A 1,341-nucleotide genomic window follows, 5' to 3' on the forward strand; every position below is an offset into this window, starting at 1 on the left:
CGCGGGCGGCACGGCGGTGGCGGCGCTCGGCGCGGGCACGCTGGTGCAGGCCACCAGCGCCGACCCCGCGACGGTCGTGCCGCCGACGGCGGACCCGGTCGGCCTCGTCGTGCTGCTCGGGCTCACCGCCCTGGCGGTGGCGGGCGTGGTGCTGGACGTCGCGGTGCGGGTGCGGCGCAGCGTCCGGGACGCCCCCGTCCGGCAGGAGGCCCAGCAGTGAGCGCGCCCCGGCCGACCGCCGTGCGGCTGCTGCTCCGGCAGGCGCGCGCGGAGGCGGGCACGCTCGTCGCGCTCGCGCTGACGACGTTCCTCGTCGCAGGGGTCCTGGCCGCGTGGCCGCGGGCCGTCGAGCGGATGGTGGCGGACGACCTGGCGCAGCAGGTCGCGGCGCAGTCGGCGGTGGCGCGGGACCTCGCGCTGCCCGCGCGGGACGTCGTCGGCGGGGGACCGGTGCCGACCCCGGCGGAGGCGACGGCGCTGGTCGACGCGCACCGGGAGCAGGTGGAGGCGCGGGTCGCCGACGCCGGTCCCGCGCTGGCCGCGGTCCTGTCCGGCGCGGAGCAGGTGATCGCGCGCGAGACGTTCGACCTGAGCAAGGGCGACGCCGCCCCCGACGTCAGCGAGATGTTCCTGACCCTGCTGCTGGACCCGACGGTCGCCGAGCAGGTCGAGGTGGTCGAGGGCCGCCTCCCCGGGCCGTACGACGCGGGGGCGGTCGCGGGCGCGGCGCCGGGCGACGTCACGGTCCCCGGTCGGCTCCCGCCGGTCGAGGTGGCGGTGTCCGCCGCGACGGCCGAGGACCTGCGGTGGCGCGTCGGCGAGGACCGCCGGTCGCTCGACGCCGGGTACCCGGTGACGGTGCGGCTGGTCGGCACGTTCGCCGCCGTCGACCCCGGGGCGGGCTACTGGTCGCACCTGCCGTCGACGCTCGCCGCGTCCGTGGTGGACGACCCGAACAACGGCGTCCTGGTGACGGGCGCGGCGTTCGTGGCCCCGACCGCGCTCGCGGCGCTGGCGGTCCCGACGCCGGCGAGCGCCCGGTCCTGGTACCCGCTCGACGCCGCTGCCGTGCGCGGCCAGGACCGGGAGGCGCTGCTCGCCGACCTGCTGCGGATCCGGGCCGCGCAGGGCCTGCGCAGCGAGACCGCGGACGTGCTCGTCGCCGGTCGCGCGCGGGAGGCGACGGTCACCACCGTGCTGGACGTGCTCGCGGCCGGGACCGCGGGCACCGCGCTCGGCGTGCTGTGGCTGGCCGCCGTCCTCGCGGTGGAGCGGCGGCGGGCGGCGTTCGTGCTGCTGCGGGCGCGCGGCGCGTCGGGTGCGGCGGTGCGCGGCCTCGCG

General features: G+C 79.9%; 2 protein-coding genes. Both read left to right on the forward strand.

Going from position 1 to position 1,341, the window contains the following annotated elements; translation table 11 throughout:
- On the forward strand, nucleotides 1-220 hold a 220-nt coding region (locus tag EBM89_RS21700), incomplete at its 5' end, for a hypothetical protein (protein WP_158609751.1).
- On the forward strand, nucleotides 217-1,341 hold a 1,125-nt coding region (locus tag EBM89_RS20705), incomplete at its 3' end, for a hypothetical protein (protein ID WP_199732233.1). The genes EBM89_RS21700 and EBM89_RS20705, both read left to right, overlap by 4 nt.

This window comes from Cellulomonas triticagri (assembly GCF_003696205.1).
Lineage (GTDB): Bacteria > Actinomycetota > Actinomycetes > Actinomycetales > Cellulomonadaceae > Cellulomonas > Cellulomonas triticagri.